This is a genomic window from Microcoleus sp. S36a_B3, assembly GCF_036700745.1.
GTDB lineage: Bacteria > Cyanobacteriota > Cyanobacteriia > Cyanobacteriales > Microcoleaceae > Microcoleus.
This window is the reverse complement of the sequence record NZ_JAUBPN010000032.1, coordinates 32,609-49,088: the sequence shown is the minus strand read 5'-3', so window position 1 is coordinate 49,088 and position 16,480 is coordinate 32,609. Positions and strand designations below refer to the sequence as shown.

The window sequence follows — 16,480 nt, the reverse complement described above, 5'->3', positions numbered from 1 at the left end:
GACTTTTTGAGAAGACGCACAAATGGGGCTGGCTGGCATGATAGGAAAGCATCAGCACTACATTCTACTCCTCTATCCTTACATATTTAGCACTACCCCGTTCGGAATGGGGTCGGGATTTGTTTGCTGCCGTCCGTTCAGTTGTGAATACTGGCAAACGTCAGGGTTTAACTGCTTATCAATCTATTCAACAAGCTCTCTCGATTGATGGCTCCCTTTTTTCCCCTAGTTGAGCAATTACGTTTTATGTTTGCAGTTCGTGATTGTTATTTAGCTAAGATTCCCGGTGCAAAGGATACCGACTTTCTGCCACAAGAAATCACATCGCGCTATAATGTAACAATTACCGCAGTGGCTGTATCTCCTTAATATCTCGCAGGGATAATTGTATAACCATGCACGTACCAGATCCGCAATCTTCCCCAACAAAAGTGCTGCCGACGATGTACGATCTACCCAGTGAAGACCCGGAGGAACCCGGTTTGCCTGACGAATATCACCGGTGGCAAGCACAACTTTTGTGCGATAGCTGCATTCCCCCCAATTATCCGCCCGATCGCGTATTTTCTGCCAGCGATCTCAATCTATACTACGACTCCAACCATCTCAATTGGTACAAAAGACCCGATTGGTACTTAGTTGTGGGCGTTTCCAGATTTTACAAAGACAGAGACTTGCGCCAAAGTTACGTGATTTGGGACGAAGCTGTCAATCCTTTAATTGCGATCGAATTTCTGTCACCCGGTACCGAAGATGAAGATTTGGGGCTGACAGAATCTGCACCAAACAAGCCGCCGACTAAGTGGCAGGTTTACGAGAGAATTTTGCAGATTCCGTATTATTTTGTGTTTAGCAAATACAACAACCAATTGAGAGTATTTCGCTTAATCGGCAACCGTTACCGCGAACAATTGTTAACAGGTTCTCGATTCTGGATACCAGAAATACAGTTAAGTTTGGGTTTGTGGCAAGGTGCTTTCCTGCAAAATGAAAGGTTGTGGCTGCGCTGGTACGATATTAATGGGAATTTGATTGCGACTCCTGAAGAATTTGAAAGACAGCGAGCTCAATTGGAAAGCCAACGAGCTGAATTTGAAAGGCAACAAGCTCAAATTGAAAGACAGCAAGCTGAATCGGAAAGACAGCGGGCTGAATCAGAAAGACAGCGGGCCGAATTTGAAAGGCAGCAAGCTGAAATTGAAAGACAGCAAGCTGAATCAGAAAGACAGCGGGCTGAATCGGAAAAGTATCGAGCCAATCAATTGGCCGATCGCCTGCGAGCAATGGGCATTAATCCAGACGAGCTGTAAAATGAAGTAGCAGCCTGCAATACTGCCTGCTGTCTCAATAAAAACTTATTAACTAAAAATAAATTATGCCAGAATCTACCTCATTGCGCGATCGCTACCTAGCACTGATCGATAAAATTGTCGAAATCACCCTCAAAGGTCAAATTCGCTCTAAAGAACAAGTTTATCAAATGCTGGTGGAAGACATTAGCACCGGCACCGGCGAAATCTTTGAACGCTGTTTTGGCGAACGCCTTGACGCTACCGAAAACCTGCTAAGAAACGAAAAAGACGAAATCAAACAAGCAAAGGCAAATCGCAGCCTCAGAGCGCTAAAAACCATCCAAGGAGAATGGGAACGCTGGCAGAAAGATAACCGCGTCGATCGCGAAATTGCATCATCCATCCAACAAATCCTTAGTGCCGAATCAAACGGCCGTCTCCTGGCAATATTGCAAGTAATAGATCCCAATAAAGAACATCCGCTGACTCTCGCTCAATTGCAGCAATTAGCAAAATCCCTGCACCAACAAATGCTGCAAACAACTAATCCCGAAACCGAGCGAGATTTGCAGCAAATTACCGCCGGTATTGCCAAAGGTTTAGAATCTTGGCAGCGGTTGGAACCGGAACTCGTCGGTTGGATTTATCAGCCGCAGCAGCTAGGATTCGCTGGCAGTCCCGAACAAAATGGGCCTTGGGCTTTTTGGGCGAAAAAGGTTAATAGTCCTTTGCCTCATGCTCTTTTGCAGACTATTTCAATCGGTGAATCTATAGTTGAATTTGCAGCCCAGCAATCTACTGTAGAAATTGGTACATTGGTGGAATTGGCGATTATTTTGCAGTGCTTGCAACGGGCTTTGGCGACATGGTTTGACAAGCAAGTTTATGATTCCAAAGTATCCACAAAAGCTTCAATTTCTACTTATATTACTTTTGCGGTAATTTGGAGCCAGCTAGCTAGTGGGTTTAATAATTCTACTAAGAGCGGGGAACAGTTGGCTAATGCTTGTTTTCAAGTAACTTTGCAAATTTTGCGGGCTTTTTCTGTGCGGGAATACTTTCCGCTTTACGGGGGAATTTTTGCTTCGTTTGACGGTAAAGCTCTGCGCCATACTTTGGATTATTTAGATGAACCGCTGCGCCGTGTTGAAGGTACTCAAGCGAAAGCTCGGATTCTGACGCTTTTGGGTTATTCGATGCAGGCGGCTGGGGCCTACGAGCGATCGATCTTGCTGCACAAACAATCGCTGGAAATTGCCCGCCTCGAAGGAGACAAAGCTTGCGAAGTTGCTAATCTCAATCACATCAGCCGCAACTATGTTGCTCAAAAAAATTATCAGGAAGCGATTAATTACAGCCAGCGGGCTTTAATTATGGCACGACAAGCGGGAGAGCGGCAAGGTGAGGCAAATGCCCTGGCTAATTTGGGCTACAGCGAAGTGTTTCAGGCGCGGCAGTTGGAGGAGGTGGAACCGGAGGTTTATGAAAGTGCGATCGGCTATTTGGAGCAAGGTTTGTTGTTGTCGGAAAAATTGGGCGATCGCCAAAGTCAAGCTTTTTGCTCTAGCAGCCTCGGAATTGCTAAAATTGCTCTGGAAAATCCCGCAGGTGCGATCGAGTATTTGATTGAAGGTTGGCAAGCTGCCCAATTTTCGGGCGATTTGTATTTGCAAGGTCTGAATTTAGCTTATTTGGCTCAAGCTTATTACAGCTTGAATGAACTAGAACAAGCGATATTTGCTGGCTGTTTGGGGATGTATACTTTGGAGCAAATTGGGGCGGTAGAGTGGCGGCAATCGGCTGGTTTGCTGACAATTTTGCGGGGACAAATGGGCTCTGAAGCTTTTAAAGAATCTTTGGCCAAAAGCCGATCGAAGATCATTCCGGCGATCGGCGTTGATGGCTACGATTACATCCCAGAATTGCTCGAAAAATACCAGCAATCTATTTGATATTCGTAATCTTGAAAAATCAGGGCGGGCACTCTTGGCACCGCCCCTACCGAAACTACGATTACTTCTCAACAATCACAGACGTACCAACTGCGACTTTCTCAAATAAAGCTTGGGCATCTTTATCGAACATTCTGACACAACCGTGAGAAGCAGCTCGCCCGATCGACTCTAGAGTCGGAGTCCCGTGAAAACCGATCACATTCTTACCATCAGTCCAAAACCCGATCCACCTACTCCCCAGCGGATTGTCGGGCCCTGCGGGTACAAGTTCTCCCGTCCAAGGATGTTCCCAAACAGGATCTTTAATCATTTGCATGACTTTAAAGCTGCCCGTGGGAGTTTCCCAGCCCTGTTTCCCGACAGCAACCGGGAAACTCGCTTGCACCTTATTTTTGCGGTAAACATAGACGCGGCGTTCTCGCAATCTCAGCACTAAACGGACTTCCTCAACGGGATTTTCTACAGCCTTTGGTTCCTGGGGAATAAACTGCAAAGATTCGCCCAGGGGCGGCAGTTCTGGGGCTGCGAGATTCGGCAATTTTACCTCCGATTTTGATCGCTCAGTGGCGGCACTATTGCTTGGATTTGCAACAGATTGGGCAGTCGCCTGCTGCTGTAAGGCTACAGACAGCGCCGCCGCACTCAAACTCAGCACAATTAACTTGTTAAATAAAAATTTGCTGTTTACCATTTTTTGTTCGCTGAACTCCTCACTAGAACTTGCTACAAAGCTGCTATCCAATTATCCGCCAACTGCACCCGATATGCAAATTTTCGAGCTGAATTTTTGACTGTAAATTCGCCCCAATCTTTTGTTTCCATTTCACAAATTATAACTTGTTTAACGGTAACAGCAAAGGTTTGTAGTGAGGAATTTAGTCCTCAGATGGGATGCGAACTTTAGTCCGCAATTTAGGACAAAGTAAAGTCCGTACTACGAACTGTTTTTGCGATCGAGCTGCCGGACATAATTATGATGCGTAAATCCTGCAAACCCATGATTTAATTTTACCTGGGACTAATTTTGATTTTTTAGCTGTGGCAGACTGGCGATCGACAATTAAAACTGTGGCACTGCTGAATCCGGCAAGCGCAATCTGTCTTTTTGCCGATTTTCCCGCCCGGGAGCGACAGTTAGGTGGGCCTAAAAAAACGGAAACGGTCGATCGAACAAACTCAATATATCACGCCTGCACAAAGAGAGATACCAAGTGCTGAACTTATGGTAAATCGGGAACTTTTGATATAAAATTTAGTCGCTAATAAGTTATTCGATAATCTTTTGTAATATTGTTATAAATTTCCTACTCCGGGGATTAAACTGGATTAGGTGTAGAGGTTGGGATTTTCGCGCAGCGGAAGCAAACCCAACCCAGAATAGTAGTTAATGTGAGGTTTCAATGCGTCTTCAGAAAATCAAATTATTGACAGGTGCAACCCTGTCGGTGCTAATGTCGGCTGTCTCAGTGCATCCGGTGATGGCTAACCCTGCAACTCAAATAGCCCAAACGCAGACCACCACAACAGCAAATACTCAAACCCTGACCGGTTTTGTCAAAAGTATTGTCGGCGACGTAGTAACCATTCGCCCAGAAAATTCGCGGTACAGGACTCTCAGGATTCAAAAATGCGTCCTGAAAATTATTGGCCTCGTACCGGGAATGAAAGTCAGAGTCTTGCTAGCCGGAGATATGGTGCAAAATATCGCCGTGATCCCCGACTACAAGGTGGTAGCTACAACGGTTGTTCGTCCCGCCGCCGTAGCACCGCGTCCGGCCCCTGAACCGCCACCAATGCTTCCGGCTCCCGCTCCCCGTCCAATAACCCGTCCGGCTCCAGCTCCGATGCCGGCTCCCCGTCCAATTCCGGCTCCCCGTCCGGCTCCTGTGAGAGGACTTTGGTAGAACTAGGTTTTTAAAGGGAATTAAGTCACCGCGCGCGGTGGCTTCGCTGTTTAATAGCAGCTAAAATCAAAGAATTGTCGAGCAATTGTGGAGAAACCGCTGCTATGTCTTACCTGCGTTTCCTGTTGCTAATTCTGCTGCTGCCGTTGATTGGGTGCGATCGAGCTACAGATGCCACAGCCACTTCTGTTCCCCAGCCAAGTCCACTGTCGCAAATTCCCTCCCCTGCACCGCTGACAAATGGTCGGGCAAATCAAATTGTACCGACCAAACCGCTTTCCCCGCAGCCGATCGGCATTGTGGCAAATTCTTTGCCGCAGCCAGGAGCCACCGAAAGCGCCTCGAAACCTGCTCAAATAATACCGATTCCCCCATCGCCAGTGCTGCGAGTGCCTCCGGGCTTTGTCGTCAATGTTTTTGCTGACAATTTAGATGCTCCCCGATGGCTGGCTTTGACGCCGACTGGGGATGTTTTGGTAACAGAAACCCGGCAAAATCGGATTACGCTATTGCGGGATGGTAACGGCGACGGTGTTGCTGAGGTTCGCAAGACTTTTGCTAGCGCCCAAAACAATTTAAATATTCCCTTTGGCATGGCTTTTGCCGATCGCTATTTTTTCCTAGGAAATACCGCAGAAGTCCGCCGGTTTCCCTACACAAAAGGGCAGGAACAATTAACTGGAACAGGGGAAAAAATTGCCGATTTACCGGGCGGTGGCTACAACCAACACTGGACGCGAAATGTGATCTCTTCCCCAGACCAACGCCAGTTGTTTGTATCAGTTGGTTCCCAGTCTAATGCCAACTCCGAACCGCTGCCGAGGGCTTCTGTGCAAGTGATGAATTTGGACGGCACAAACCAGCAAACATTTGCTTCCGGTTTGCGAAATCCGGTGGGATTGGATTTTCACCCGAAAACTAATCAACTCTACGCCACAGTCAACGAACGCGATGGTTTGGGAGATGATTTGGTGCCGGATTACTTGACAAGAATTCGTAAAGGCGAGTTTTACGGCTGGCCTTACGCTTATTTTAAGCCGAATTTGCTCGACCCGCGCCACGCTAAAAACGGCAAGAGCGATCGACCTGATTTAGCGGCCAAAACATTGATGCCAGACGTGCTGTTTCAGGCGCACTCGGCAGCTTTGGGATTTCAGTTTTACGACGGAAAAACGTTTCCCAAAAGATTTTTTAACGGGGCGTTTGTGGCGTTTCGCGGCAGTTGGAACCGCAACGCAGGAACTGGTTACAAAATTGTGTTTGTACCTTTTAATGCGGCTACCGGACGACCTCAAGGTTATTATGAGGATTTTTTGACTGGTTTTCTCACCGATCCTTCTGGCCCGAAAACTTGGGGGCGGCCGGTTGGTTTGCTGGTTTTACCTGACGGGAGTTTGCTGTTTACTGAGGAAGCGAACAACCGGATTTATCGGGTTCAGTATCGCGGGTGAAAAAAGGGCGATCGATTAGATACCGACTTTTTCAAGAAGTCGGGAATCTGATTTTTTAGTCAGCTTCAAACCTTACTTATATCAAATCCGGTAACATCGGAATGATTCAGATATATATTCTCTCCCTCTGTGTACTCTGTGTTCTAGCACCGGTTAAATCATTCCGATGCTACCGGAAACGATATAAGTTTAGATTTACCGGAAATTTCTTGAATAATTAATAACCTATCTGCTTCCGCAGTTTCGCGATTTAAATCCGACAGTTCGTAAAATGATAATTTTAGTAGCCGATTTGATTTGAAATTTTAAATGTTAGCCGAAAATCGCTATTTTTTATATCAATTGCAGTCTGTGCTTTTTGTTTTAAAGTCAGTGGGGTATTCCTCTTAATATCGTTTCCGGTTGCATTGGAATGATTTAACCACAGAGGCCGCAGAGAACACAGAGGAAGACAAGAGAGATTTGTAGTTACACAAAATAGGCTCTCTGCACGACTACAAACCGCTGCGATTAATAATTGGAAACAATGACCCCGCCCAAAAATAAAAGTCGCCGAGGCGATCGACGGTGGAACAAAAAAATTTAGACTTTTGTTCGAGTTTCCAGATTCACGGCGCTGTAAGTAAATCTAAAATCTAAAATCTAAAATCTAAAATCTACTGATTTAGGAACTTTTGTTGTCAGGTACTTAAAGTTAGGAACTAGCAAACAATCTGTCCCAAGTTTTGCCTCCCACAATTCCGTCTACAGGAAGGTGGGCTTGTCGCTGAAATCTCTTCACTGCATCTAAGGTTGTAGTGCCGAACACGCCATCAAGTGCGATCGGCTCTGGGCACACACCCTGCGCGTTCAACAATTTTTGCAGTTTTTTGACATCTGCCCCTCTCGATCCGTGTTTCAAGATCCTTTTATGGAATCTAACTTCTGGTTCGTGGCAATCATTAGTGGGACAAACAGTGCCGCCCGCTGAATAACTGGCTGCATTGGCGCCAGTCAAAACTAATAAGCCCAGAAGTGCTAGTAAATAATAAAAAGTCTGCGATCCAACCATACTTTCCCTGTTAATTTTATCAAGCGTTTTCTGCAACTTTCACCCGCCATCAACGGGTATCGTGCCGCCGACTCAAATCGTGGACGATCCCCAAATTTTAGACTAAGAGCTCAACTTCCCGTAATTCACGACGCTGCAAGTCAATCCAAAATCTAAAACTTGTACTGAGCGAATCCGAAGTATCTAAAATCTAAAATCGACTGACGATCTCTTTCGAGGGTGAGAAACCGGGTTTATAGGATGGGGGCATCCAATCTTGATTGACCGGGTTTCTGGCAACAGTCAACGGACATTCTACAATATAAGTGGCTGTACTGCAAAATCTCCGATCGTGCAAGTTAAATTTTGTTGCTCTTTGGTAGCAGCAAAGGTAACAATTACTTTGCAGGCGACTGCAACTGTCAGCATTACCAAGTTTCTCGCCAGGGGGTAATCGCAAACGTCATCATTCGCCGCTGAAGGAACCCGATAGTGTTGGTTCCATATTATTTCGGAGTAATCGGCTGCTAATCGGACGTGCAAGCAGGGAATGGAGACTCTGGTACAGTAATCTTTGACTGCTTGCCGCCCGACGCTGTTATCAAAAGTATCGATCGCGACGGCGCTATTGGCAAGCAGTCGATCGGCATTTGCGCGTGTCAATTCTTTGGAGTGCGCGTCAATGCTGACGGATAAAGCGCGGTACAGGTTGTTGGCGAGAATTTTGGCTTTGAATGCGCCGATGTCCGATCGATAATAAGGTTGAGTGGAAAGGTTGCGCTTTTCGATGCGATCGCGATCGATGACTCTTAACTGGCAAAAGCCCGATCGCGCCAGACTTTCTGTAATATTCGCACCCAAAGCGCCCGCGCCGCAAACCGTTACCGAGAAGTTTTTTAGCAGCGACATTACTGCGGAACTTCTGTAAAGTTGTTTGTGAAAAAATATACTTATAGTAATTGGGAATTGGGAATTGGGAATTGGTTATTTGACCAAATACTAACTACTAACTACTAACTACTAACTACTAACTACTAACTATTTCCGATGCCCCATCCCTCCGCTTCGCTCCGCCCATTATCTATCTTCAACTACTCCAACTAACGACTTTTAAATTAATCGAGTATTAATTTTTCTAAAGATTCTTGACATCAATAAATATTCTAATATAATAGTGAGCAATCGTCAAGATAAATCTTGTAAAGCTCTGAATCGAATATGTTGCAAAATCTCTTTTTCAAGTTGGTTGGAGTGACAGTTTTGACAGTTTCAATCTTGGGCTATGCCCCAGTTGTTCGAGCTGAAAATACTCATGGAGCTACTGCTTATTCTCCGACTTCTGACGCTACGGGTATTAGTTGGGATCATGCTACAGAGAAAGAAGCGCTAGACGCAGCAGTCGCCGCGTGCAATCAGCAAAGTGATGGGGCTAACGACTGCGAACCCCTGACATCTAATACGAATAACTGTGGAGCGATCGCAGTAGGTAAAGGAGGAGCGGGCGCTGGTTGGGGCGATGATAAATCAGCAGCAGAAGCTCAAGCTTTGGCTGGTTGCAGCGAACTAGACGGCGGCAACTGCAAAGTGCAGCTTTCGGCTTGCAACAAGTAATTGAACTGATAAAAATCGGTCGGAGGGATGTATATTTCCGATCGCAAAACAGCTTAAAAAATATCTATATTATATCCAGTCAGTTATGCAAAAAAAATGCTTGTAGTGAATACTTTATTCATGATAATCTGATGACTAAAGCTCTCACTACAAACCACTTGGGTGCGCCACAAGCACCTTACCCAGTTAATCACCTATTTCGGAAGTAACTGGATCGGGTGGCAGTAAACTTTCTAATCTATCTTTTGACCAGTATTCAGTAGGATAGGCGAGTCCAATAATATCAGAGAGTCGAATCAGCCACGTAACTTGTCCGTAAGCATCAGTATTTTCTCCCTGTTCGTTTGGGGGAACAATTACCAAAAGTTCGATAAATTCTCCAAACAAATTAATCGGAATGCCGCCGAAACTACTATTATTTGTTTTAATCCAAATTTTACTGCCTCGATCGAGAGCTTCTTGCAGTCGCTGGAAGAGCAAACTGGATTTTTTGACCAGGGATTTTTGGGTTTTTGACTTTTTTCCCATAGTTTTAAGAAGTTAAAGTAGTTGTACTGTCGGTTGCACGGTGGCTTGGGGTTAACGCGCGATCCCATAGCTGCAAGCTTCGCTAACCCAATTTGGTATTTCAACGAACAAAAAAAGGTGGTGAAGCGGGCTTATCCCCTAGGGAATCGCCTTGTCAACACCCTATCAGTGTAGTCTACAAGAAAGTGCTGCAGTGCGATCGTAACAACAATTTAATTGCCAAATCGGGAAATGACACCAGTTTACAAAAAATGTAAGTTTAGCAAAGCTTCAAACCCTTAACTCATAAGTGATTGCCAATTATTCAATTATTTAATATAAAATCTCAAATCCTCCGATATTCGGTGGGAGTGTTACAGAATCAGTTAGGGATACCCGTATTTATACTGTGCCCCAATTGCAGTATAATCGACGAAATCTTCCCAAATCGTTTAAGTAAAAAAATGGACTGGCGAAAGCTCATTCATCCCAACCGGAAAACTTCAACAAGTCCACCAGCAGCGCCAGAAACTCGATTGTCTGTAGAATTCTTATTGGGGCTGTTTGCAGCGGGATGGACGGAACAACAGGTATTAGAAAAATATCCCGCACTCACTTCGTCTCAATTGCGCGAGGCTTTAGCTGCTACTGATTCAAAGTTAATTTCATCCATCGCCAATCCAGAGTTACTAGAAATTGTCGAGCAAACTAGAGAAGAATTGAAAAGCGGAAAAAAGTTATCGCTTGAGGATATTGAGGGAGATGTTTGGGAGTAATCTTAAATATGGTTAGATGGGAATTATACAGTAGTGCGATCGTCCTCGATCGCGATTATTTGTCGCCAGCGGGGACGATCGCACTGCACTCAAAAAATTACCATTCTGTTTCTGCCAAATGTCGGTGATGTTGACGCATTCCCTTTAGCATAACTTGTTCTGACACCACATTCAGAATTACGCCCCAACTGCGACAGTAATTCCTATCGGCATCAACAAAATAAGGTGCAGAATTTTCGCCTTCATCTGTTACCATAATGAACTGCTCGACAACTTGCTTCTTAAGTCGCATTGCTTCCACCGCGCAACCGCAGCTAGTGCCGCCGCCTGCGTTAATATAACTCTTGCAAAAATCCAAAGCACCCCACCCCAACCCTCCCCTTATTAAGGGGAGGGAGCAAGATTATTCTTGTTTCTCCCCTTAATAAGGGGGGACTTGCGGAGGGTAAATTTGACTTTTGCAAGAGGTCTAATGTGCTTTAATGCGCGTTCCCAATCAATCAATTCGCTGCCGTTTGCTTGGACTTGGTACGGCATCGTGTCAAAGGCTCAGACGAACAGTGTAGCTTCGCAAATGCCCGAAATCTTAGCAGCGAGACGCTTGGAAACCCGGTTTCTCAAACCCTGCGCGCAAGTCTCAAATCGCTCAAACATCCTTTACATAAAAAATGCTATCGCGAATTTTGTGGAAGCCGGCTGACTCATAAAGTCGCAATGCACCGGAAGGGTTTGCAGCATCTACGCCGATAATTGCAGTCTCGACACCGGCAGCTTTCAGTCGATGCAAACCAGCCAGCAACATAGCCCGTCCCAATCCAATTTTGCGGAAACCTCGCCTTGTACCGAGAACAGTAATCCAGCCTTCATTTCGTCCTGTGCGATCGCACTCTTCCGGGCTAATTTCGCAATAACAAAAAGCTGCAAAAGTCCCGTCAGCAGCAACTGCAATCAAGTCTAAATCTTTTCTATAATTGGGTTGGGCTAAATCGTATTTGAATTTTTCGACTGTTAAATCGCGGTGGTTCCAGTGATCGATAAACGATTGGTTGTACATTTCTACCCAAGCTTCCGAATCCTGCGCGCCGGGGAATAGACGCAGCACAAAACCTTCTGGGAATTGGGGTTGTGCGATCGATTCCGAGAGCGATCGCGCCATGCGGCAAAAATGCCGATCGACTCGAAAACCGCAACTTTCCAGCACAGAAATGCGATCGGCATCCTGTGCCCTAGCCCAGGATCGCAGCTTCACAGGCGCGCCCCGCTCTTTTACAACTTCGCGCATCCGCGTTTCGCCCCAAGCGACGGCTACCGCTTCCACATCCCCGGATCGGGCGTCGGGGTGGACGCGAAACGACAGCAAACCTTGGATCGGCTCTCCTGTTTCCGAAATCGACAACGCGGCGAAACAGATTAATTTGTTTTCGGCATCTTCCCAAAGGCGGATATCGCGGGCTAAATCTCGGCACGGTTGGTTGATTTTTTGTTGCAATTCCGAGATGGAAGTGCCTTGATCGAGCCGATCGACTGCTTCGCAAATATCGATCAAATCGACGATCGCATCTAAATCGCGATCGCCTCCATAGCAGCGCGCCGACAGATTTGCTATCATAGCCAATCACCATTTCCTGTTGTTATTCAGTTTAAAAATAGCTTGGGCGATCGCGCGATCGGGTCGATCGACATTAAAAATCCCAAAACGCAAATACTCACAGTAATCCAACCCCTACAGCAGTTGATTGCACTCGTGAGTTTCGCTCGATTCAGGTTAAGGATTTGGGATGGGAGTAGAAGGACTTGAACCTTCGACCTTGAGATTAAGAGTCACCTGCTCTAACCAACTGAGCTATACTCCCGCATCGGAGCTAATATAACACAACTATTCTGAAAAATCAAGTGTTTTCGTAAAAATTTGTGGCGATCGCCCCAATCACCCGAAAAGTCTCTCAACGGATACGCGAATGTCGGGAAATGCCAGCGGTATAACCGTTCCCGCCTCGATCTTTTGCTCTGTAGCGTACTCGCCATTCTGAGGATAGCGAAACACGATGATTTGCTTAGCAGATAAATTTAAAACCCAATATTCTTGAATTTCTGCCGAGGCATAAATGGCGGCTTTCAACTCTAAATCCTTCTTCAAGCTAGTTTGAGCAACCTCTACAATCCAAAAGATATCTTGAGGTTCGGGATGGCGATCGTTGTAAGCAGACTCCGGCAATCGCACGATCGCAATATCTGGTTCTGGTTCAGAGTCTGATAGCGTAATTGGCCCGTTGAAGCGGACATCAGCTTTACCTGCGAGTAGTTCTTCGAGGTATTTAGTACCTCGTTTGGTTGTGTTGTAATGAATTGGGGTTTCTGGACTCATCTGGCAAACTTCACCGGCTAGCAACTCCACACGGCGATCGCGTAGAATCCCTGCTTCAATCATGCGGTGATAGTCGCCCACAGACCATTTAGCTAGCGTTTTCATTGCAGAATCGACGCATTTTCTTAAAGAACAACTTTATTTTACACGAGCGTCCTTATTCAATACCGCTCTGCCAACCACCCTTAAAATTTCTGTTTTTGCGTTTCAATTCCTAGAAAATCATTTTTTAGTAAATACTTCAGTCCTTTTTTCCCCCAGAAATTGCAACAACTAAAGTCTATATTGCTAATGCTTCAGTCGATAGTGAAGCAACATGAAACCGTTACTGTAGATTTTGCGATCGACCAATTCCAGATTCGTCGGAGCGATCGCCCTCCCAAACACAGGAATTCCCGCCCCAATCACTACCGGGTTCAACTTCACAATCATCTCGTCAATCTCAGAAAAAAGAGTTGCAGCTAAATTGCCACCGCCGCACAGCCAGATATCTTTACCCGCTTCCTTTTTCAATTCTTTAACGAAGGCAACTGGATTGTCTGAAACGAGTTTAACATCCTCATCTGGACTGGCTTCCATACTGCGCGAAAAAACATACTGTTTCAAGCTGGGATAAGGATTAGTCAGACCCACATTTAGCCCTACCTCATAGGTTTTGCGTCCCATCAGAACAGCATCAAACTGCTTGTTCTCTGGACTAATGCCGAGAGCCTTTTGAAGGTGAGCCGGAAAAGTTTCAGGAAAAAACTCAAACAAATCAGCAAAATGCTCTCCTTGCATAGGAAAACAATCAAATGAGCCATCTTCGCGAGCAATAAACCCATCAATGGTGGAAGCAACGTAATATTTTAGTTTTCTCATATTTAACCTTTTTTCTGATAAAATGAAAGACAACAAATGGAGAGGACGGGACTCGAACCCACATCGATCGACAGCAACTTTCAGGAAACGCGCTTCCTTACTGCCCGCAAGCAGACGGGAACTGCCCCCATCTCGGACTGTTAATTCCTTTCAGTGCATCTGCAACCTGTTGCCAGTTTGCGCTTTCAGGGAACGTCGCGAAGCAACTTTTTACCCTACTCAACCAACCCGATCGTCCTTTTGGGAGCCGCTTTTCCAAAGTTTTTACGGTGCCATTCCATTTAGGCGACCTCCCCATAATTTTTCTCACTCTAGTAGGATAGCAAATCAGGACAACTGTTTTCGCTCCAGAATATAAGGCAACAATTTAGCAATATTTCTAGCATCATCTATGCCTCGGTGATGAGTACCTTCTAGCGGTAAACCCGCGATTTGCAGAGCTTTCGCCATGCCATACCGTTTTCGCAAACCTTGCTTTTCTGCAAACAATTGTTTGAGATTGACATGAGGATAAGCAATAGGAAAAGGTACTTTGTGAAAATTGCTGTCTTGTTGAAATTGTTTGCGATCGAAATCACCCCAAGAACCAAACACGCCGTTTGAGTAACCAGACAGCCATTTTTTCAAAAGTGCGATCGCCTCCGGGTAAGTGGGAGCTTCCTCGACTTGTGCCTGAGAAATAGATGTTAACGATTTGCAGAATTCAGTCAGCATAGGATGGCGAACTGGCTTAATAAAGCTTTGAAGTTCATCAATAATAATTAGCGTTTCTGCTTCTAGCATAACGGCTCCAATCTCAATAATCTCCATCTCACTCTGTTTGATAGTTCCTTGTTTTTCGCAACAGGTTGCTTCAAGGTCAAGCACTAAATAGTAATTGTAATCTTTTAAATTCATATTTAACCTTTATTTTGAGCCTGTGAAATTACAACAATTTCACCTATACTTATTATAAACCAATCCATCCACCGAGGAGGTACTGCCCCTCCTATCGCCGCGTTATCAGCACGGTGTCTCGCTTTTCGACTTCCGGTGGTTAATTAAAAGGAAGATGAAGGAATCGAACCCTTACAGTTAACTGTACCCCAGTTTTCAAGACTGGTTGCCAACCATTTAGCGGCATCTTCCGAGGGGTGTCTGACGGGAATTGAACCCGCTATTACTGGTTCCACAAACCAGCGCCGCTACCGCTTTGGCTTCAGACACCGCAGTTGAATCAAGGAGCATCGTAGGCGAAGCCTTCCCGAGGGCTACTCCTAACCTCTTGCGTGCCAAGCAAGCGCTCTACCAATTGAGCAATGAGCCCGCGTAAAAGATTCACCTGTCGAGTAAATCTAAAATCTAAAATCTAAAATTGGTGTGGTGGATTGCGATCGGATTTGAACCGATATCTTTCTAACAGCCAGTTAGATGCTTTACCAATTAAGCTACGAACCCCAGACAGCAGGAGCGGCAGGACTTGAACCCACAACATTCGAGGTAGAAGCTCGACACTCTATCCAGTTGAGTTACGCTCCCATGTTTTTGGTTAATGGCAGATGGCGAGATTTGAACCTGCAAGAAAGCTTTACAAGAGCCTCATGTTGCCAGTTACATCACACCTGCATTTTTGGTGGCGGGGGCAGGAGTTGAACCTGCTATGAAGAGGCTTATGAGACCTCCAAGCCTACCCAGGCTACTTCACCCGCGATGTCACCAAATACCCCTGACTGGCATCGAACCAGCACTGACTAGATCCTAAATCTAGCGCCTCTACCGATTGGGCTACAGGGGCAAAACCGATTTGAGATTTGAGATTTGAGATTGAATAAAACCTCATACCCCTGACTGGACTCGAACCAGCAAAACACTCGTTCTAAGCGAGCGATGTTTTTCAATTACATCACAGAGGTAAAGTCGGGATGGTTGGATTTGAACCAACGACTCCATGCTCCCAAAGCATGGCTTCTGGCCGCTGAATTACATCCCGTTCATGCTCCCGGTGAGACTCGAACTCACAATCAAAATAGAACAGATTTTAAGTCTGCCGCGTCTGCCAATTCCGCCACAGGAGCAAGTAGAAACTTAGTTGAAAATTTGGTACTCCTGGTGAGATTTGAACTCACACAACACAATTCTTGAAATTGCGGCCTCTGCCAATTGGGCTACAGGAGTACGATCGATCTGCTTTTGCAGCAGAACTGGGAAGGTAGGACTTGAACCTACATTTGTCCGCTTTCAAAGAGCGGTGCCATGCCAATTAGGCGACTTCCCAATAATTGGATGCCGGGGTAGGCTTTGAACCTACATAAACTCCTATTTCAGAGATAGGCGACTTTACCAATTTGTCTACCCGGCAATTTGAAAAATGGCTGCCCCAGCAGGACTCGAACCTACAACCTAGCGGTTAACAACCGCTTGCTCTACCATTGAGCTATAAGGCAACGCAATCCCCCAAGTCAGTATCGAACTGACGACTTCTTGTTCTTCAAACAAGCGCTCTACCAACTGAGCTATCGGGGGAAACGGAGAAGGTAGGATTTGAACCCACGACGGGTGTTAAACCGCTCTTTCTTAGCAGGAAAGCGCCATAAGCCGCTCGGCCACTTCTCCGAGCATGAGAACGGAGGGATTTGAACCCCCAAATGTTCAGTCGCGCAAACTGAATTGTTGTCCAGTTACAACTCATTCTCAAGATTGCAACTGCATATTAAATACACAGGACTTACCCAAGGGGGTCAACAACCAG

The 16,480-nt window shown here is 45.7% G+C and carries 16 protein-coding genes and 15 tRNA genes; 7 read left to right on the top strand and 24 right to left on the bottom strand.

All coding sequences use genetic code 11. From position 1 onward, the window contains the following. Positions 1-246 precede the first annotated feature (246 nt). From QUA01_RS23990 to QUA01_RS23980, 3 genes are all read left to right on the top strand, one after another. Positions 247-369 carry a hypothetical protein gene (locus QUA01_RS23990; RefSeq protein ID WP_333092935.1) on the top strand — a complete coding sequence of 41 codons (123 nt, stop codon included), beginning with the start codon at positions 247-249 and terminating at the stop codon, positions 367-369. Between the two features lie 26 nt (positions 370-395). Beyond that, entirely contained in the window at positions 396-1,310 is a 915-nt protein-coding gene (locus tag QUA01_RS23985; RefSeq protein WP_333092934.1) for a Uma2 family endonuclease, read from the top strand. 65 nt (positions 1,311-1,375) lie between these two features. Further along, the gene (locus QUA01_RS23980; RefSeq protein WP_333092933.1) at positions 1,376-3,244 is read left to right on the top strand and encodes a tetratricopeptide repeat protein; all 1,869 of its coding nucleotides are present in this window, start codon (positions 1,376-1,378) and stop codon (positions 3,242-3,244) included. Between the two features lie 61 nt (positions 3,245-3,305). Here QUA01_RS23980 and QUA01_RS23975 read toward each other — a convergent pair whose 3' ends face one another. Further along, entirely contained in the window at positions 3,306-3,938 is a 633-nt protein-coding gene (locus tag QUA01_RS23975; RefSeq protein WP_194012195.1) for a L,D-transpeptidase, read from the bottom strand. 709 nt (positions 3,939-4,647) lie between these two features. Between QUA01_RS23975 and QUA01_RS23970 the strand changes: the two genes are divergently transcribed. Both QUA01_RS23970 and QUA01_RS23965 read left to right on the top strand, forming a co-directional pair. Beyond that, a complete protein-coding gene (locus QUA01_RS23970) occupies positions 4,648-5,151 on the top strand; it encodes an autotransporter (RefSeq protein ID WP_333092931.1) in 504 nt (167 codons plus the stop codon). Positions 5,152-5,255: 104 nt separating this feature from the next. Next, positions 5,256-6,602, top strand: coding sequence for a PQQ-dependent sugar dehydrogenase (locus tag QUA01_RS23965; protein WP_333092930.1), 1,347 nt, complete (start codon positions 5,256-5,258; stop codon positions 6,600-6,602). Between the two features lie 694 nt (positions 6,603-7,296). Here QUA01_RS23965 and QUA01_RS23960 read toward each other — a convergent pair. Then, positions 7,297-7,653: a peptidoglycan-binding domain-containing protein gene (locus tag QUA01_RS23960; protein ID WP_333092929.1), complete on the bottom strand. Its 357-nt coding sequence runs from the start codon at positions 7,651-7,653 to the stop codon at positions 7,297-7,299. Between the two features lie 294 nt (positions 7,654-7,947). Then, the gene (locus QUA01_RS23955; RefSeq protein ID WP_333092936.1) at positions 7,948-8,586 is read right to left on the bottom strand and encodes a HesA/MoeB/ThiF family protein; all 639 of its coding nucleotides are present in this window, start codon (positions 8,584-8,586) and stop codon (positions 7,948-7,950) included. A 297-nt stretch (positions 8,587-8,883) separates the two neighbouring features. On the opposite strand from QUA01_RS23955, the gene QUA01_RS23950 reads away from it, so the two are divergent. Beyond that, positions 8,884-9,243 (top strand): DUF4189 domain-containing protein, encoded by a 360-nt coding sequence (locus QUA01_RS23950; protein ID WP_333092928.1) that lies wholly within the window; start codon positions 8,884-8,886, stop codon positions 9,241-9,243. Between the two features lie 186 nt (positions 9,244-9,429). Here the strand turns inward: QUA01_RS23950 and QUA01_RS23945 are convergent, their stop codons facing one another. Further along, on the bottom strand, positions 9,430-9,771 hold the full coding sequence (locus QUA01_RS23945) for a hypothetical protein (RefSeq protein ID WP_333092927.1): 342 nt from the start codon (positions 9,769-9,771) through the stop codon (positions 9,430-9,432). Positions 9,772-10,214: 443 nt separating this feature from the next. On the opposite strand from QUA01_RS23945, the gene QUA01_RS23940 reads away from it, so the two are divergent. Next, positions 10,215-10,526, top strand: coding sequence for a DUF433 domain-containing protein (locus QUA01_RS23940; RefSeq protein WP_333092926.1), 312 nt, complete (start codon positions 10,215-10,217; stop codon positions 10,524-10,526). A gap of 97 nt (positions 10,527-10,623) precedes the next feature. Here QUA01_RS23940 and QUA01_RS23935 read toward each other — a convergent pair whose 3' ends face one another. The 20 genes from QUA01_RS23935 to QUA01_RS23840 all read right to left on the bottom strand — a co-directional run bounded on the left by QUA01_RS23935 (position 10,624) and on the right by QUA01_RS23840 (position 16,344). Next, the gene (locus tag QUA01_RS23935; RefSeq protein WP_333092925.1) at positions 10,624-10,884 is read right to left on the bottom strand and encodes a hypothetical protein; all 261 of its coding nucleotides are present in this window, start codon (positions 10,882-10,884) and stop codon (positions 10,624-10,626) included. Positions 10,885-11,172: 288 nt separating this feature from the next. Beyond that, positions 11,173-12,135 (bottom strand): GNAT family N-acetyltransferase, encoded by a 963-nt coding sequence (locus QUA01_RS23930; protein WP_333092924.1) that lies wholly within the window; start codon positions 12,133-12,135, stop codon positions 11,173-11,175. A gap of 170 nt (positions 12,136-12,305) precedes the next feature. Further along, positions 12,306-12,379: transfer RNA gene (locus tag QUA01_RS23925), tRNA-Lys, on the bottom strand. 74 nt (positions 12,380-12,453) lie between these two features. Continuing rightward, positions 12,454-12,996 (bottom strand): Uma2 family endonuclease, encoded by a 543-nt coding sequence (locus QUA01_RS23920; RefSeq protein ID WP_333092923.1) that lies wholly within the window; start codon positions 12,994-12,996, stop codon positions 12,454-12,456. A 183-nt stretch (positions 12,997-13,179) separates the two neighbouring features. Beyond that, complete coding sequence (locus QUA01_RS23915; protein WP_333092922.1) at positions 13,180-13,752, bottom strand: dihydrofolate reductase family protein; 573 nt, start codon at positions 13,750-13,752, stop codon at positions 13,180-13,182. 327 nt (positions 13,753-14,079) lie between these two features. Further along, positions 14,080-14,649 (bottom strand): 3'-5' exonuclease, encoded by a 570-nt coding sequence (locus tag QUA01_RS23910; protein WP_333092921.1) that lies wholly within the window; start codon positions 14,647-14,649, stop codon positions 14,080-14,082. Positions 14,650-14,797: 148 nt separating this feature from the next. Beyond that, positions 14,798-14,880: transfer RNA gene (locus QUA01_RS23905), tRNA-Ser, on the bottom strand. A gap of 4 nt (positions 14,881-14,884) precedes the next feature. Next, positions 14,885-14,958, bottom strand: a tRNA-His gene (locus QUA01_RS23900). Between the two features lie 154 nt (positions 14,959-15,112). Beyond that, a tRNA-Ala gene (locus QUA01_RS23895) sits at positions 15,113-15,189 on the bottom strand. Positions 15,190-15,196: 7 nt separating this feature from the next. Further along, positions 15,197-15,270 (bottom strand) — tRNA-Arg (locus QUA01_RS23890). A 15-nt stretch (positions 15,271-15,285) separates the two neighbouring features. Continuing rightward, positions 15,286-15,357 (bottom strand) — tRNA-Thr (locus QUA01_RS23885). Between the two features lie 95 nt (positions 15,358-15,452). Continuing rightward, positions 15,453-15,526: transfer RNA gene (locus tag QUA01_RS23880), tRNA-Leu, on the bottom strand. A 122-nt stretch (positions 15,527-15,648) separates the two neighbouring features. Beyond that, a tRNA-Pro gene (locus QUA01_RS23875) sits at positions 15,649-15,721 on the bottom strand. A 4-nt stretch (positions 15,722-15,725) separates the two neighbouring features. Further along, positions 15,726-15,806 (bottom strand) — tRNA-Leu (locus tag QUA01_RS23870). 23 nt (positions 15,807-15,829) lie between these two features. After that, positions 15,830-15,906 (bottom strand) — tRNA-Leu (locus QUA01_RS23865). A gap of 26 nt (positions 15,907-15,932) precedes the next feature. Further along, positions 15,933-16,006, bottom strand: a tRNA-Gln gene (locus QUA01_RS23860). Between the two features lie 5 nt (positions 16,007-16,011). Then, positions 16,012-16,090, bottom strand: a tRNA-Gln gene (locus QUA01_RS23855). Between the two features lie 10 nt (positions 16,091-16,100). Then, positions 16,101-16,175 (bottom strand) — tRNA-Asn (locus tag QUA01_RS23850). A 6-nt stretch (positions 16,176-16,181) separates the two neighbouring features. After that, positions 16,182-16,254, bottom strand: a tRNA-Phe gene (locus QUA01_RS23845). A gap of 3 nt (positions 16,255-16,257) precedes the next feature. Continuing rightward, positions 16,258-16,344, bottom strand: a tRNA-Ser gene (locus tag QUA01_RS23840). Positions 16,345-16,480 lie beyond the last annotated feature (136 nt).

Coding starts and splice junctions, on each gene's coding strand:
- QUA01_RS23975 (WP_194012195.1), bottom strand. CDS start 3,938: ATGGTAAACAGCAAATTTTTATTTAACAAGTTAATTGTGCTGAGTTTG.
- QUA01_RS23910 (WP_333092921.1), bottom strand. CDS start 14,649: ATGAATTTAAAAGATTACAATTACTATTTAGTGCTTGACCTTGAAGCA.
- QUA01_RS23920 (WP_333092923.1), bottom strand. CDS start 12,996: ATGAAAACGCTAGCTAAATGGTCTGTGGGCGACTATCACCGCATGATT.
- QUA01_RS23960 (WP_333092929.1), bottom strand. CDS start 7,653: ATGGTTGGATCGCAGACTTTTTATTATTTACTAGCACTTCTGGGCTTA.
- QUA01_RS23985 (WP_333092934.1), top strand. CDS start 396: ATGCACGTACCAGATCCGCAATCTTCCCCAACAAAAGTGCTGCCGACG.
- QUA01_RS23970 (WP_333092931.1), top strand. CDS start 4,648: ATGCGTCTTCAGAAAATCAAATTATTGACAGGTGCAACCCTGTCGGTG.
- QUA01_RS23915 (WP_333092922.1), bottom strand. CDS start 13,752: ATGAGAAAACTAAAATATTACGTTGCTTCCACCATTGATGGGTTTATT.
- QUA01_RS23945 (WP_333092927.1), bottom strand. CDS start 9,771: ATGGGAAAAAAGTCAAAAACCCAAAAATCCCTGGTCAAAAAATCCAGT.
- QUA01_RS23990 (WP_333092935.1), top strand. CDS start 247: ATGTTTGCAGTTCGTGATTGTTATTTAGCTAAGATTCCCGGTGCAAAG.
- QUA01_RS23980 (WP_333092933.1), top strand. CDS start 1,376: ATGCCAGAATCTACCTCATTGCGCGATCGCTACCTAGCACTGATCGAT.
- QUA01_RS23965 (WP_333092930.1), top strand. CDS start 5,256: ATGTCTTACCTGCGTTTCCTGTTGCTAATTCTGCTGCTGCCGTTGATT.
- QUA01_RS23930 (WP_333092924.1), bottom strand. CDS start 12,135: ATGATAGCAAATCTGTCGGCGCGCTGCTATGGAGGCGATCGCGATTTA.
- QUA01_RS23940 (WP_333092926.1), top strand. CDS start 10,215: ATGGACTGGCGAAAGCTCATTCATCCCAACCGGAAAACTTCAACAAGT.